The 15580-nt window shown below is 45.3% G+C and carries 16 protein-coding genes; 6 read left to right on the forward strand and 10 right to left on the reverse strand.

What is annotated here, in order from left to right; all coding sequences use genetic code 11:
* The first annotated feature begins 1 nt into the window (after nt 1).
* From LSG37_RS16290 to LSG37_RS16300, 3 genes are all read left to right on the forward strand, one after another.
* Nucleotides 2-1312: a sensor histidine kinase gene (locus LSG37_RS16290; protein WP_233080866.1), complete on the forward strand. Its 1311-nt coding sequence runs from the start codon at nt 2-4 to the stop codon at nt 1310-1312.
* Nucleotides 1309-2004: a response regulator gene (locus LSG37_RS16295; protein ID WP_233080867.1), complete on the forward strand. Its 696-nt coding sequence runs from the start codon at nt 1309-1311 to the stop codon at nt 2002-2004. The genes LSG37_RS16290 and LSG37_RS16295 overlap by 4 nt, the downstream gene beginning before the upstream one ends.
* 106 nt (nt 2005-2110) lie before the next feature.
* On the forward strand, nt 2111-2548 hold the full coding sequence (locus LSG37_RS16300; protein WP_233080868.1) for an energy transducer TonB: 438 nt from the start codon (nt 2111-2113) through the stop codon (nt 2546-2548).
* A gap of 72 nt (nt 2549-2620) precedes the next feature.
* Here LSG37_RS16300 and LSG37_RS16305 read toward each other — a convergent pair whose 3' ends face one another.
* Nucleotides 2621-3010 carry a hypothetical protein gene (locus LSG37_RS16305; RefSeq protein WP_233080869.1) on the reverse strand — a complete coding sequence of 130 codons (390 nt, stop codon included), beginning with the start codon at nt 3008-3010 and terminating at the stop codon, nt 2621-2623.
* Nucleotides 3011-3263: 253 nt separating this feature from the next.
* Between LSG37_RS16305 and LSG37_RS16310 the strand changes: the two genes are divergently transcribed.
* Nucleotides 3264-4163, forward strand: coding sequence for a TraB/GumN family protein (locus tag LSG37_RS16310; protein WP_233080870.1), 900 nt, complete (start codon nt 3264-3266; stop codon nt 4161-4163).
* Between the two features lie 78 nt (nt 4164-4241).
* Here LSG37_RS16310 and LSG37_RS16315 read toward each other — a convergent pair whose 3' ends face one another.
* The 9 genes from LSG37_RS16315 to zwf form a co-directional block, all read right to left on the reverse strand.
* Nucleotides 4242-5216: an alpha/beta hydrolase gene (locus tag LSG37_RS16315; protein WP_233080871.1), complete on the reverse strand. Its 975-nt coding sequence runs from the start codon at nt 5214-5216 to the stop codon at nt 4242-4244.
* Between the two features lie 124 nt (nt 5217-5340).
* A complete protein-coding gene (locus LSG37_RS16320) occupies nt 5341-5799 on the reverse strand; it encodes a hypothetical protein (RefSeq protein ID WP_233080872.1) in 459 nt (152 codons plus the stop codon).
* 234 nt (nt 5800-6033) lie between these two features.
* Nucleotides 6034-6372: a hypothetical protein gene (locus tag LSG37_RS16325; protein WP_233080873.1), complete on the reverse strand. Its 339-nt coding sequence runs from the start codon at nt 6370-6372 to the stop codon at nt 6034-6036.
* A gap of 88 nt (nt 6373-6460) precedes the next feature.
* Nucleotides 6461-6841 (reverse strand): hypothetical protein, encoded by a 381-nt coding sequence (locus LSG37_RS16330; RefSeq protein ID WP_233080874.1) that lies wholly within the window; start codon nt 6839-6841, stop codon nt 6461-6463.
* A gap of 309 nt (nt 6842-7150) precedes the next feature.
* Complete coding sequence (locus LSG37_RS16335) at nt 7151-7807, reverse strand: bifunctional 4-hydroxy-2-oxoglutarate aldolase/2-dehydro-3-deoxy-phosphogluconate aldolase (RefSeq protein ID WP_233080875.1); 657 nt, start codon at nt 7805-7807, stop codon at nt 7151-7153.
* A 4-nt stretch (nt 7808-7811) separates the two neighbouring features.
* A complete protein-coding gene (gene glk, locus LSG37_RS16340) occupies nt 7812-8780 on the reverse strand; it encodes a glucokinase (protein WP_233080876.1) in 969 nt (322 codons plus the stop codon).
* A complete protein-coding gene (gene edd / locus LSG37_RS16345; RefSeq protein WP_233080877.1) occupies nt 8773-10605 on the reverse strand; it encodes a phosphogluconate dehydratase in 1833 nt (610 codons plus the stop codon). The genes glk and edd overlap by 8 nt, the downstream gene beginning before the upstream one ends.
* A gap of 19 nt (nt 10606-10624) precedes the next feature.
* Nucleotides 10625-11320, reverse strand: coding sequence for a 6-phosphogluconolactonase (gene pgl, locus LSG37_RS16350; RefSeq protein ID WP_233080878.1), 696 nt, complete (start codon nt 11318-11320; stop codon nt 10625-10627).
* Nucleotides 11321-11322: 2 nt separating this feature from the next.
* A complete protein-coding gene (gene zwf / locus LSG37_RS16355) occupies nt 11323-12795 on the reverse strand; it encodes a glucose-6-phosphate dehydrogenase (RefSeq protein WP_233080879.1) in 1473 nt (490 codons plus the stop codon).
* Between the two features lie 264 nt (nt 12796-13059).
* Here zwf and LSG37_RS16360 point away from each other — a divergent pair, with 264 nt between their 5' ends.
* Both LSG37_RS16360 and pyk read left to right on the forward strand, forming a co-directional pair.
* The gene (locus LSG37_RS16360; protein WP_008900048.1) at nt 13060-13917 is read left to right on the forward strand and encodes a MurR/RpiR family transcriptional regulator; all 858 of its coding nucleotides are present in this window, start codon (nt 13060-13062) and stop codon (nt 13915-13917) included.
* 198 nt (nt 13918-14115) lie between these two features.
* Nucleotides 14116-15555, forward strand: coding sequence for a pyruvate kinase (pyk, locus tag LSG37_RS16365; protein ID WP_233080880.1), 1440 nt, complete (start codon nt 14116-14118; stop codon nt 15553-15555).
* Nucleotides 15556-15580: the final 25 nt, after the last annotated feature.

The raw sequence follows: 15580 nt of genomic DNA on the forward strand, positions 1-15580 counted from the left end.
TATGGTAAAACCACTGCGTTTTTCATTTTCTTATCTGCCGGAACTGGCCGGTACTTTACTGGTACCGCTGCTGATAGTGCTGCTGTGTTTACCGCTACGCGACTGGATAAGCCCGACTGACGTTGCCATGTTGCAATTGTTATGGGTGGCATGGCAGGCGCAGCATTATGGCTGGCGCTGGGCAAGTTTAACCACTTTGGTTTCAGTGCTTATCCTGAACTGGTGTTTTGTACCGCCCTATTACACTTTTGATGTGCACGATGCCAGTTTCTTTATCAGCTTTGTGGTGATGGTGGTACTGGGGTTATTAATCAGTTTGTTGTCTGATCAGTCAAAACAGCAGTTAAAACGTTTGCGTTATGCCATGTCACAAACCCGTGGCATGTATATGCTGGCCAAAGGTTTGGGCCAACGCCAAAACTGGTCACAACAATGTGCCTACGCAGCTAAATTATTAAGTCGCCGCTTAGGCGCTACTGTTCAGGTTGTTCAAGGACAGGAACCTACAGCAGTTGCGGAGCAAGCGGTTTTGGCTGTTGGATCTCCTGCATCCGCCTGGATCCTGGTGCCTCCCTGCTTTTTATCCAGCCACGCTACTTTATTGCATACAGCTCAGTCTTTATTGGCGCAAAGTTATGCCCAGCTGGAATTGCGTGAAAAAGCACAACAAGACAGGGTTACTGCTCAACTGGAGCAACAAAAAGCTATGCTGTTACGCTCGTTATCCCATGATTTACGTACGCCTTTAGCCACTATTATGGGCGCATCCAGTATGTTGGCAGACCCAGAGCTGCAACTCAGCACAGCGCAGCGTCAACAACAGGCGCAGAATATTTACCAGCAAAGCCAGATTTTAAATCAGCATTTTGAAAAAGTGCTGGAGCTGAGCAAAGCCCAACTGACAGGGCATCAAATTCAACTAACGGATTTCAGTTCAGACGATTTAGTGGCTGGTGCTTTGGCCAGACGAGGTGAAAAAGCCACAGAGTTAACAGCATCTTTGCACTGTAGCGCGGCGGAGTCTTTGTCAGGTGATTTAGAATTACTGGAAATTGCGCTGGCGAATATGCTGGAAAATGCCTTGTATCATGGGGCAGCCCCTTTCGAGTTGCAGATGGGACACAAAGGATCTGCTTTTTACATCCGGCTGACAAATGCTGTGAATGATCAAGCACCGTCAAACCGGGATAAAGGCCATGGTCTGGGTATCAATATTTGTCGGGCTGTGGCTGGTTTGCATCAGGGTAGTTTTGAATTACAGAGCAGCCCAAAGCTACAGCAAATCACAGCTGTATTGGAGTGGCCACGATGAACAAAGGCACAGCAAAAGATCTCTCTGTCAGCCTGCTGGTGCTTGAAGACGACACCGGGCTACAAAGTTTTTTACAAACCCTGCTGGATAGTCAGGGCTATCAGAGCTTGATCACTGCTCAGGGTAAACAAGGCTTTGCTTTACTCAAGGAGCATAGTTTTGATTTGATTTTACTGGATTTAGGTTTAGCCGATATGGATGGCATTCAGTGGCTGCAGCAGCTGCGATCCTGGTCTGAAGTGCCAGTCATTGTGATATCAGCCCGGGGCAAAGAGTTAGATAAAGTTCAGGCGCTGGATAGCGGCGCCAATGACTATGTGACTAAACCTTTTAGCTCAGCTGAGCTGTTAGCCCGCGTTCGAGCCACATTGCGACAACAACAAAAAACCGCCAGGCCATTGGCTTTTGCCGATATCAAGCTGGATCCGGTGCAGCGCCTTGTGACCAAAGCCGGTGAAGCTGTGCATTTAACCAAAACCGAATACGACATTTTATTGCTGCTGGTGCGCCATTTAGGTTCTGCTTTGACCCATAACCAAATTTTACAGCAGGTCTGGGGCGAACATTACCAGGACAGACCTGAGTATATTCGCGTGCATATGGCACAGCTACGGCAAAAACTGGAAGATAACCCTTCCGCGCCACGACATCTGAAAACAGAGGCTGGAGTTGGGTACAGGCTTTGTGAGTAGCGGCTCGTTAAAGTTCCTTATCCAGAAAAAATGGTTGCAACAACGTTAGTTTCTGGCTAGTTTAAATGACCCATAGGGTCATGACAGCAAAAGCTAAGGATAGTGAATGAAACAAAAGTCTTTGATAGTTTTCGTGTTTTCCATGCTTACAAGCATTCCGGTCAGTGCTATGAACTACGGTTATGTCCATTTAACTGAACTGCAACCTACGCCACAGGACGCTCTGTGGTCACGCATTAAACAAGTGCCTCCGGCCTACCCTGTTGAAATGGCGATGAAAGGCGTAGTAGGTTGTGGCGTTTTTAAAATCAGCTTAGATAAAGACGGCAAAGCTGAAAGTATTGATTTACTCACTTCGGTACCGGCGGCTGTCGAGTTTAAATCAGCAAAAAAAGAGCTGAAAAAATGGAAATGGCACAATACGACAGGTAAACCTGATGCACCTGAGCAAAAAACTCTGCGACTGGATTATTGCATGGGTGGCAGTACCGAAGCCGAAGCTATTCAACGTTGTGAATTACAAGCCAAGGCTGAATGTAACTGAGTAAGTTGGTGTAAATTTTGAGTAGTCAGCGCAGCATGCTGACTACTTTTAACATCCGCCCCTATGCCCTTATTACAAAGTGCCTTTTGTGTACTTCCCTTGCATCAGCCCACAGCTGGATTCAATGCCTGCAGCTTCATCAGCAGATCTTTTATAGTAAAAAAATACAGTTTTTGCTGTGTTTGAATTATCACATTTCGCCTGAAAAGGCACAGGACAGCTGGATAAATAGGTAATCTTGGCCGCTGGCCCGCCCATTGAGACCACAGCTTGCGACAAGCCCTCACACTGAGCTTTAAAGTCACTTGTCGCCATTCCTGCATTTTGTATACAGTCTTTAATATCTAGTTTTACCCCCATAAAATCCGCATTAGTTTCAAGCAAACAAGCTTCATTGGCTAAGGCGTGATTACCCGATAGCAAGAGCGCAAACATCGAGCTTATCAATAAACTTTTTGGCATAGTAAACCTCATCAATAGACGTTTCGTTACACAAAGCCCAGGGTAAACTAACAAACTACCTTTAGGGGGCAATCATTGGCATGTGCCTAAAATGATGTACTGATTTAGCTTCTCCGAATTTGAGGAAAAAGACCAGAAAATTTAACAAAAAACAGTTCAAACAACGGGGCAAGACTTGCCCCTGAGGAATCCCCTTTTTGGGTATAGTTGTGTACACTCGATATTTCTCGCTCTATTACTACTGGATTAATTCATGTATATAGCTCACGTATGCAAACTAATTTGTCTGAGCCTCGCGCTGTTCTGTTCTGAGCTATCGGCTAAAAGTTTCGTCTGGCATGTCAGCGATGGAAAACATGAACTTTATATTGGAGGCACCTCACATTCGTTGCCTGCTAGTGAATTTCCTCTGCCTGCTGAATTTGATCAAGCCTATAGGCAAGCAGAAAAACTAGTGTTTGAAGTTGATATCAGCAGAATGCGTGATCCCAGTATTAATTCTCTATTATTGAGCTTTATCAAGTACCAAGATGGTCGAACTTTAAACTCAGTTCTAAATTCCGAAAGTTATCTGCGATTGCGAAATATCGCTGCTGAGCTTGAAGTTGATATAAATAGTTTGGCACCATTTAGGCCTGACTTTGTCGTTATGCAATTGATGAATGCCAAACTAATGCAACTCGGAATGGCAGGTGAAGGCGTTGATGACTACTTTTTCAACAAAGGAATTAAAGATCGCAAGAGCATGGGCTATCTCGCAACGCTCGAGCAACATTTGGCTATATTGTTTTCCACCTCGGATGGTTTTGAAGACGAATGGGTAGCGCGGAATCTCGACCTACTTGAAAGTCTCGAGGAAGTTATGCAGCAAGCACTGGCAGCTTGGCGCAGCGGTAATCGTGAGATATTTACCGAGATGGCAAATGATATGTTCGATACTAAAATAGGCCAAATTGAGTATCAACTATTGTTGGCCGAGCGCAATAAAAGCTGGGTGGAACAAATTGACTCAATGGTGAAATCGCCAGAAATAGAATTCATATTGGTTGGGGCCATGCACTTGGCTGGACCAAGCAATGTTTTGGACTTGCTTGTCGAGAGAGGGTATAAAGTAAAACAGCTAAACGCCATCAATCAACCATTGTCCAGATAGACTAGAGGCATTGATCCTCGCTTCAATTTCGTTTAGTGACAACAAATGGGGTCAAGTCTAGCCCCCTTTTTTCAACACTTATAACGCTGTTAGCCAAAGTTCAACTTCGCCGACATCCGCACCGTCAAACACCATTAAACTTGAATGCGAACGGGTTTTAAATGTCACTTTTTCAACGAATTCATTTTGAATAGACGAAAAATAAGCCGGAGGCGAGAGAGAATCAACATCTGAGTTAATTAACAATACTGGCTTTTCAGCATAAGCCAATTTACCCAGCAGATTCGTTTCTTGAATAGTTACTTTTGCATCAGCCATTGTTTGATTAACGATGCCATCAATCCGACTATAAAAAAATCTGCTTAGCAGAGGAGATTTGTAAGGTAAATACTCCTTAGCAGCAAGCTCAAAGCTCATCATGGGTGCGAGTAAAATAGCTGCGTTAACATTTTCAGATGATAATAAGTTGCTTGCAGTGAGTGCCCCCATAGAGTGTCCGACAACTACGGTTCGTTTAACTGTTTGATTTTGAGCCAATTTAGTAAGCAGTTCGTCTAAAATGTCATGTTCTTTTGCAGCAAAGGCAAATGCCTCTTTTGATTCACCATGTCCAAACAAATCCGGAATAACAACGTTCATGCCAAGGGCTCTGAAATAGATCGCCATAGCCATCATTGCTTCTTTGCTGCCACCATACCCATGCAGTAATAATGCTGTGCCTTTAAAGCGATTAAATGTATCAGGTGTCATTCTGTGCGAAATGGTATTTTCTACGCTATTGCCCGTTGCATGAAGATTGTAATAAACAGAACTACCTGGCGAAAAATAGGCTGCTTGATAAGGTTCAGCAGCCAGGTATGTAATGCACTTTGTGGTACTAACGGAACAGAACTCATGTTTTTCAAAGCCAATGTCGCTGGGCTTTGCTTTTATGAATTCAGCTTCAGATAGATAGACATCAGGATTGGACATAACGTAGCTTCCAATTGAAGTACAGCCTGATAAAGAGAACATACAAAGCGTAAGTATTAATAATTTAGTTAAATTTTCCATTTTCTTTTCATCAGTTAGATTTGAACACCAATACTTCAATTAGGCAGATAACACCCGGCGCAACGGGCCATGTGCTGTCACGCAGGAGCAAAAAAGCTCCAACTGCCACCGCTGGTTAGCCACTTTACACTGCCACAGTTAACGGGCCGCACCACATAACTGTGTTACAAACTACTAGCTGGTTGATAATAAATCCCAACAGGGTGCCGACAATCCCCAAGAGTAAAGCTGCCCATATAGTTGTCCCAAACCCCCTCCTCATCAAAAACGCGCAGATAATTAAACCCAAAGCAGCACCTGGTAACGAGAATAAGTGCCCCAACCCCAACAATCCTTCAGGTTGATTGGAAAAGTAATTTATACAAAGATAGACAGCAAATGTAATATCTAAACCTATAGATACCCCGAATAGGAAAAGCGGGCGGGGTTTGAAAGGCCAAACGAGCAGTGCTGCTGCTACTGGAACAGCAACGTAATACCAGAGCCCCACAAACATTGCATCACCAAATAGCAAAACGACGCATAACATCAAAACGATGCTTGCCATGAATAGCTTTAAATCAAGAGATAATGTCATTTTCATAAAGTGGCTATCGTCCTCCTAAACGGCGAGCAACTTGTTCCGAGTCTGGCGCCCAACGGGCTCGTCTGCGCTTGTTATAAGTATGATGTAAAACAACACTAGACTCGCTTTAAAAAACCATGCTCAGAAACCTAGAGGGGCAAGACTTGACCCCGAGCTTGGTGGGGGCAAAACATGGGGCGCGGCGCCGTGCTTTTGTCCCGAGGCGCGCTAGCGACCGACTATAGCGGTTTGTTAGCTACCGAATGTAAAGCGAACATACCAAACCGCAAGGAGAAAGGCTGTCACCGAGTAAATTGATGAAAGCGTTAAATTAAAATACCAAACAGCTTTCCAGACTTTACCTGATATGTCGCTTGCCTCTCTAACTTTCCTTTTTAATAAGTACAGGCTTGAAGGAACAAGAAGTATTGCAGACAAACCAAGCAGTGGAAGCACGGTAGTTAAAAATAAGAAGCCTATCCCTCCAGCCGCAGACGCTGAAATGCCAGGATAAGTTAACGATACAAAGCCAAATCCAAGCAATAATGCTAGGAGGGCGGTGAGAAAACCTGTCATTTGAATTGTTCGCATAATTTTCCTCGTTAGCTAACTATACGCGCATGCGCGCGAACCTTAGTGAGCGTCGCTGCGGCCGTAGGCCGCAAAATGCCGTGCCTTGTTAGTCATTGACACGGCCCCAGATGATTTCAGAATTTGGAGCTACGCCTAAGACTCTATTAGTGACATTTAATACTGTTTCATGATGAAGCTCTGAGTTAGCAAGTACATGAACGCCCCCAATTTTACATTCTTTATGAGCCTGTAGCAGGTGACTGCCGAACTCTTCAGGAGAGAACAGTCCACCGCTAAAACGTATGTTTTGATCATCTAGCACTTCAACTTGGTGCGTTTCACAACGAGTTAGACAGCAAGTGCCCGGGCATTTTGAATTGATATCAACTTCTAATCCAACATCATCTTTATGGAAACTGAGAAATGCAAAGTACATGACTAGCGAAAGAAGAATTGACACAAAACCTAAATGCACTGAGTTGCTCATTGGATTTCGCCTTTATGACTAACAATCCGTTTTCAACGGCAGTCTGCCCGCAAGTCGAACATTTTTTCGCCTTCTTTCATGATTTTTACTCATACCAAATTAACGCTGATGTACCTCTATTTCAACAAGTTTTTCTGAAATCACTAAATTTATCGCCGACAAAATCTATACAGCCTATACGCTAGTTGTTCATATTTTTACTCAAGACACACTGCTGTGTTTTTTAACAGTAGTACGACTGTAATCTCAAACCATAAAAAAACCCGACCAAAGCCGGGTTCTTCCTATCACGTTAAACACACAAAAGCATTACTTCTGCACAGTCTTCGCTTCTTCCACTGCTGCTAAACACAGCTCGGTGATTTTATGCCATTCTTTGTTTTTAATGGCATCGTCCGGCACTATCCAGCTGCCGCCTACGCAACGTACGTTGGGTAAGGCTAAGTATTCTTTGAAGTTTTTCTCGTTAATGCCGCCTGTTGGGCAAAAACGTATATCAGAGAATGGGCCGTGAATCGACTTTAAGGTTTTTACGCCACCCGCTGCTTCTGCCGGGAAAAACTTAAAGTGGGTGTAGCCTACTGCTGTGCCTTCCATCAGTTCGGAAATACTGGCGATACCTGGGATCAGCGGAATAGCGCTGTCTTTGCCTGCTTGCAGCAGTTCTCGGGTAGAGCCTGGGCTAATCGCAAAACGTGCGCCTGCTGCTATCACTTCTTCCAGCTGTTTGGCTGTAGTGACAGTACCAGCACCTACTATGGCGTCAGGCACTTCAGTGGCCAATAAACGTATTGCATCTAAAGCCACAGGAGTACGTAAGGTCACTTCCAGTACTTTAATGCCACCTGCCACTAAGGCTTTTGCCATAGGAACAGCGTCAGCTAAATCTTTGATCACAATGACGGGCACCACAGGGCCTTGTGCGAACAAAACGTCAGGTTGTAGTTGCCAATTTTCAAATGCCATAGTGTTAACTCGCCATATGTTGTTTTAAGTAGACTGCACAGCCGGTTAAACCTGGTTGCTCTGCAGTGACGACAAAAGTTGCAATACGGCGGTTGAAGTCTTGAAACCGGCCTTTTGCTTCAAATCGGGTTCTGAATTCGCTTTGATTGATCAGCGACAGTAATTTTGGCGTAATACCACCAGCGACAAAAACGCCGCCAAAAGTGCTTAACGTCAGGGCTAAATCGCCAGCTAAACCGCCTAAACTGGCAAAAAACTGCTCGATAACGGCTTTGCACAAAGCACAGCTGCCATCTAAAGCTTTGCCGGCGATCTGGGCTGCATTGATTGGCTCAACCACTTTGTTGTTAAACGCAGCAATGGCCAGATACAAATCTTCTAAGCCTGGGCCTGATAACAATCGCTCAGGGCTGACATGGCCGTATTTATTCGCCAGAAAACGTTGAATAAACCATTCCTGTTCGGTTTGAGCGGTAAAGTCGACATGACCGCCCTCGCCCGGTAATGGCAGATAACCTAAAGCGGTCGGAATTAAATGCGCTACGCCTAAACCAGTACCAGCGCCTAACACCGCCATAGGTTTAAATTGATCGGCATGGCCTTCACCAATTTGTACCAGCTCGGTTTGTTTTAGCGCAGGTAAGCTCATGGCTACTGCGGTAAAGTCGTTCAGCACGATAAACTCGGCTAAATCTAAATCGGCTTTCATCTGGCTTACAGAAAACTGCCAACGGAAGTTGGTCATTTTTACAAAATCACCCGTTACAGGACAGGCAATGGCTAAAGCCACATGACGGATTTCTGTTAAACCTTGCTCGGTGCGGTAAAACTGCAAAGCATCAGATAAAGTATCAAAATCAGCGCATGGGTATACAGCCACTTTATCTAAATGCAGGCTGTCTAAATCAACGCGGCTAAAACGCGCATTGGTGCCACCGATATCGGCAACAATAGCGAACTGGATATCAGCCATGGTATTGATCCTCTGTGTTAAACAGACTGCAGGCACCTTGTTCTGCACCAGTGATCACCATACGCATACCGCCAAACATCTCGCGGCCCATACCCCAGTGACTGTCGGTCATATCACGGGTTGCAGCTTCACGTTTTGCCAGCTCTTCATCCGAAACCAGTACTTTTAATACACCGTTGATACCATCCACCAGCATCATATCGCCGGTCTGGATTTTAGCGATCACACCACCGTCAACCGCTTCTGGGGTGACGTGGATAGCTGCAGGCACCTTACCTGAAGCACCAGACATACGACCATCTGTGACTAAAGCCACATGGAAACCACGGTCTTGTAATACACCCAGTGGCGGAGTTAATTTATGCAGCTCAGGCATACCACAGGCACGTGGCCCCTGGAAACGCACGACCACCACACAATCTTTGTTTAAATCACCGGCTTTAAAAGCCGCATCTAATTCGTGCTGGCTTGAGAACACCACAGCTGGCGCCTGCACTATTTCTGTGCCTTCACGAAGTGCTGAGGTTTTAATCACACCACGGCCAACGTTGCCGGATAACACTTGCAAACCACCATGGTCTTTAAATGGTTTAGCGGCATCTGCCAGTACTGTTAAATCAGAGGATTCTGTCGGGCCATCAACCCACAGCAGCTTGCCATCCTGAATAACAGGAGTTTGGGTGTAACGACGTAAACCAGGACCTGCCACAGTATTTACATCTTCATGCAGCAAGCCGTTGTCTAATAAAGTACGGATTAAATACGCCATACCACCAGCGTGCTGGAAGTGGTTGATATCGGCCTGGCCGTTCGGGTAAATTCGGGTAATAAGTGGCGTTGCATGCGACAGCTCTGCAAAGTCATCCCAGTTCACAATAAAACCGGCAGAACGTGCTACAGCTATTAAATGCATGGTGTGGTTAGTAGAACCACCAGTCGCTAATAAGCCAACAATACCGTTCACTACAGCTTTTACATCAACAATGTGAGCAATTGGTAAGTAATCAGTGCCTAAGTCAGTTAAACGAGTGACCTGACGAGCAGCAGCTTTGGTTAATTCATCACGTAATGGCGTGCCTGGATTGACAAAAGAAGAACCAGGTAAATGCAGGCCCATTACTTCAACCACGAGCTGGTTCGAGTTGGCAGTACCGTAAAAAGTACAAGTACCAGCGCTGTGGTAAGACGCAGATTCTGAATCTAATAACTCTTCATTACCTACTTTGCCTTCAGCATACAACTGGCGTACACGGGCTTTTTCTTTGTTTGGAATACCAGATGGCATTGGACCTGCTGGCACAAACACAAAAGGCAGGTGACCAAAACTTAAAGCGGCCATTAATAAACCCGGTACTATCTTGTCACAGATACCCAGCATCATGCCGCCGTCAAACATATTGTGCGACAAACCAACAGCGGCTGACATGGCAATAATGTCACGGCTTAGTAAACTCAGTTCCATGCCTGGCTGGCCTTGAGTCACACCATCACACATGGCAGGTACACCACCAGCAAACTGAGCCACACTACCCACTTCAGCTACAGCAGCTTTGATAATGGCCGGATAAGCTTCATAAGGCTGATGCGCAGAAAGCATATCGTTGTATGAGGAAATAATGCCGATGTTCGCTTTAGTTAAGCTGCGTAAATCAGTTTTTTCCTGAGTGGAGCAAGCTGCAAAACCATGAGCCAGATTGCCACAGGCCAAAGCTCCGCGGTGCGGCCCCTTGGCACGGGCCTGTTCCATCCGCTGCAGATAAAGCGCACGGCTTTTTTCACTGCGTGCCGCTATTCTGTCTGTGACCTGTTGTATAACCGGATTCATGTTAACCTCGTCTTGTCGATTAGTTAGCTGTGAACATTACATGCACAGGGACCTGCTGCTGTTGCAAAAAGGCCCGTACAGGCATTTGCAAAGGGTCCTGACCTGCCATGGCCTGTTCCAGAACGGTTAGCTTCTTCGGGCCAACCAAATGTAAATAAATTACAGCGCTATTGAGTAAGCGTGTTTTGCTTAAACTCAAACGCTGATAAGGCGCAGTAGCTGGCGTCACTGCCAAAGCAACTGGTGCATCAGTGGCTAAACCCGCCTGAATTTCTTTGCTGCATGGGAATAAAGAGGCTGTGTGACCGTCTTCCCCCATACCCAGAATCAATACATCAAATTGAGGTAAAGCTTCTATGCGCTGTGCCACTGTAGCAGCACCTTTATAGGCGTCGTCCGGTGAAGCGCTGTCAAATAAGCTGATAAAACGTGCTTTAGACGCTTTGCCTTGCAACAAGTTGGCTTTCACTAAGCCTTCGTTGCTATCGGCATGAGTATCTGGCAACCAGCGGTCGTCCGCCAGAGTGATAGTCACGCGTGACCAATCTAAGTCAGTTTCCGACAGCGTCTTAAACAATGGCAAAGGTGTTTTACCACCAGACACCACTAAAGTAGCTGCGCCCTTTTCTGCAATAGCAGCGGCTAAACGGCTGCTGATCTCACTGGCAAATTGCTGGTTTAATTCAGCAGTTGAATGAAAGGTATGAAGCTGCATTGTTATTCGTCCCAGTTTCTGTCTTCACGCGCCAATAAGGAAATAGCGGATACAGGGCCCCAGGTACCAGCCTGATAAGGTTTTGGTGGCTCGTTCGTGACTTTCCAGGCATCCAGAATACCGTCAACCCATTTCCAGGCTTGTTCCACTTCATCACGGCGCACAAACAGATACTGATTGCCTAACATGGCTTCCAGTAATAAACGCTCATAGGCATCAGCAATGCGCTGCGATTTGAAGGTTTCGTCGAAACTTAAATCCAGTTTGGTTTGTTGCAGTTGCATGCTTTCGCCCAGACCAGGAATTTTGTTCATGATCTGAATTTCTACGCCTTCGTCTGGCTGCAACCGGATGATCAGCTTATTGGCTGGTAACTGTTTATAGGTTTCGAAGAAAATATTGTGTGGCTGCGGCTTAAAGCAAATGACTAATTCGCTCATTTTTTTCGGCATACGTTTGCCTGTTCTTAAATAGAACGGCACGCCAGCCCAGCGCCAGTTGTCGATATCGACTTTAATAGCCACAAAAGTTTCGGTTTTGCTGTTTGGACGCGCATCTTCTTCATCCAAATAACCAGGCACCGGAGTACCTGCGACATAACCGCCCGCGTATTGACCACGCACAGTTTTTTCCTGCACGTTCGATATATTAATAGGACGCAGCGCTTTTAATACTTTTAACTTTTCATCCCGAATGCTGTCAGCATCCAGACGAGCTGGTGGCTCCATCGCAATCAGCGACAAGACTTGTAATAAGTGGTTTTGCACCATGTCACGCATTTGGCCTGCGTCGTCGTAATAACCCCAACGCCCTTCTACCCCAACTTCCTCGGCCACAGTAATTTGCACATGGTCAATGGCATTGTGGTCCCAATTGGCTGCAAAAATGGAGTTAGCAAAACGCAACGCCAACAGGTTCAATACTGTTTCTTTACCTAAGTAATGGTCGATACGGTAAATTTGGCATTCGCCAAAATATTTGGCCACTTCATCGTTGATCACTTTAGACGATGCTAAATCGTGACCAATAGGCTTTTCCAGCACCACTCGGGCTGGATCTGCTGACAAACCCGCTATAGACAAGCCTTTACAGATATTGCCAAACAAAGAAGGAGCAGTAGCGAAGTAGCTGACCGGAATACGTTTTTTCGGATCAGTGACGTGTTTTAAAGCTTTGTAATCGTCTTCTTTGGTTAAATCCACCTGCACATACTGCAGTTTGGATTTTAAGCGCGCTAATACTTCAGCATCCAGCGGCTCTTTAATGAATTTTTGTAAGTTGGTTTCAACCAGCTCTTTATAGCCATCCTGACTCAGTTCGTCACGGGCAACGCCTATGACTTTGCTGTCGGCATGCAACAGACCGGATTTTTCCAATTGATATAAGGCTGGCAATAGTTTGCGGCGAGCAAGGTCGCCCTTGGTACCAAAGAGAATCAGATCACAGGCTTTGTTTAGTGGTGCTGTTGTTGTCATGAATGACCCTTGATTAGATGTAATTTTACAACACTTAGCCGCATACTAGCCGAGCAAAAGCCAGATGTAAACCAGATAAGTTGTAATTAAATTACAGAGACGCTAAAGTTTTGACTATTCTCATATAATAAGGCAGCCTAAGCAATGAATCAGCTGCTTTGTCGTAACTTTATCACTATTTTGCAGTGGCAACAGGTTGTATAACAAAGCGAGTTACAACATTTTGCACTGTGTTGTTCAGTGTTTTTCAGTCAGGAAAATCCGATGAATGTGTTGGAAAAAATAATTAATAGCGTCAACAGCTTCAGTAAATCAGAGCGCAAAGTCGCCGACGTGATCCTGGCCAATCCGCAAACCACTATTCACAGTAGTATAGCGGCTCTCGCCAAAATGGCAGATGTCAGTGAACCTACAGTTAACAGGTTTTGTCGTCGTCTGGACACCAAAGGTTTCCCGGATTTCAAACTGCATTTGGCGCAGAGTCTGGCCAACGGTACACCTTATGTAAACCGCCATGTGGAAGAAGATGACGGCCCAGAGGCTTATACAGCGAAAATTTTCGAATCTACTATGGCCGCTTTAGATGCTGCACGGCAAAACGTTGATATTCTTACTATTAATCGCGCTGTGGATGTATTAACTCAGGCGAAAAAGATCTCCTTTTTTGGCTTAGGCGCTTCTGCTTCAGTGGCACACGATGCACAAAACAAGTTCTTCCGTTTTAACGTTCCTGTGGTTTGTTTTGACGATATTGTTATGCAGCGTATGAGTGCTATTAATAGTGCAGAAGGCGATGTAGTGGTTTGTATAAGCCACACTGGCCGCACAAAAAACTTATGTGATATCGCCGCTATTGCCCGTGAAAACGATGCAACTGTCATTGGTATTACCGCCTACGATAGTCCTTTAGCCAAAGAATGTACCTTGGTGTTATCACTGGATGTGCCAGAAGATACAGATATGTATATGCCGATGGCGTCCCGTGTGGCGCAGCTGGTACTGATTGATATTCTGGCAACAGGCTTTACCTTGCGTCGCGGCACCAAATTCCGTGAGAACTTGAAAAAGGTCAAAGACAGCCTGCGTGGTTCACGTTTTGATAAGAAAGACTTTCAAAACTAATGGCTGTATATCTAACAACATCTGTAATAAAGAGGGGATTCCTGTAAGGAACCCCTCTTTTTTTAGTTATTTTTCGGCCGAACAGGTCGGACAACAAGCAAAAGCTGTAAGTTTTATTCAAACTGCGGCTATATTCTGTAATAAAATTACATTACACTTAGATTGACCCATCCATAGATAAGCTTTCAGGAGCTCTTGATGCCCAGAAGAACTAAAATAGTCGCCACCCTTGGACCAGCAACGAATTCGCAAGCCGCTATTGAAAAACTGATCCTGGCCGGTGCCACAGTGTTTCGGTTTAACTTTTCCCACGGCAATGCCGAAGATCATAAACAACGTGCTGAAATGGTGCGTGCTGCAGCAGCCAAAACCGGCGTTCATGTAGCTATTCTGGGTGACTTACAAGGCCCTAAAATCCGCGTATCTACTTTTAAAAATGGCTCTGTTATTTTAGAAGAAGACCAACACTTTGTATTAGACGCTGATTTGCCAAAAGGCGAAGGCGACGAAACTCAGGTGGGTATCGACTATAAAGAATTACCATCTGACGTTCAGCCAGGTGACGTGTTGTTATTAGATGACGGCCGCATCCAGATGATTGTTGAGCATGTGGTAGGTCAACGTATTCATACCAAAGTCTCTGTGGCTGGTAAACTCAGCAACAACAAAGGTATTAACCGTTTAGGTGGAGGCTTATCAGCCCCTGCCCTGACTGAAAAAGACAAAACTGATATCTCCTTAGCTGCTTATATAGATGTAGATTATCTGGCCGTGTCTTTCCCACGTTGTGGTGATGATTTACGTGTTGCCCGTGAACTGGCACGTATTGCAGGTTCTGAAGCTTTAATCGTCTCTAAAGTAGAGCGTGCTGAAGCTGTGGCTGATGACGAAACTCTGGATGATATTATCCGCGCTTCTGACGCTGTGATGGTGGCCCGTGGTGATTTAGGTGTAGAAATTGGTGATGCTGAGTTAGTAGGTCAGCAAAAACGTATTATCGCCCGCTCACGTCAATTAAACCGTGTGGTGATCACTGCGACTCAGATGATGGAGTCGATGATTGAAAGCCCAATGCCAACCCGTGCTGAAGTGATGGACGTTGCCAACGCAGTGCTGGATGGTACGGATGCGGTGATGTTATCAGGTGAAACTGCCGCTGGTAAATATCCAACTGAAACTGTCAAAGCTATGGCTCGTGTTTGTGATGGCGCCGAGAAACACCCACGAGTGCAAATCTCCAAGCACCGTATGGATGTAGCTTTTACAGAAATCAGTGAAACTATAGCTTTATCCGCTATGTATGCTGCGAACCACTTAACAGGTATTAAAGCCATTATCTCGTTAACTGAATCGGGCTACACTGCCAAACTGATGTCACGTATTACCTCGTCTCAGCCAATTTATGCGTTGTCACGTCACCAGAAGACATTAAATAAAATGGCGCTGTACCGTGGTGTGTATCCGGTATTTTTTGACAGTACTCAAAACCTGGGTCAACAAAAAGTATCAGCAGCTGCTATTGAAGCAGTGCAAGAAATTGCTCATTTAAAAAGTGGCGATTTAGTGATTTTGACCTACGGCGACATGATGGAAACTGTAGGCGCATCGAACACCTGTAAGATAGTGCAAATTAGTTAAGTGATTGCTTAAAATGTAAAAGGCG

The organism is Rheinheimera soli (genome assembly GCF_021290985.1).
GTDB classification, from domain to species: domain Bacteria; phylum Pseudomonadota; class Gammaproteobacteria; order Enterobacterales; family Alteromonadaceae; genus Pararheinheimera; species Pararheinheimera soli.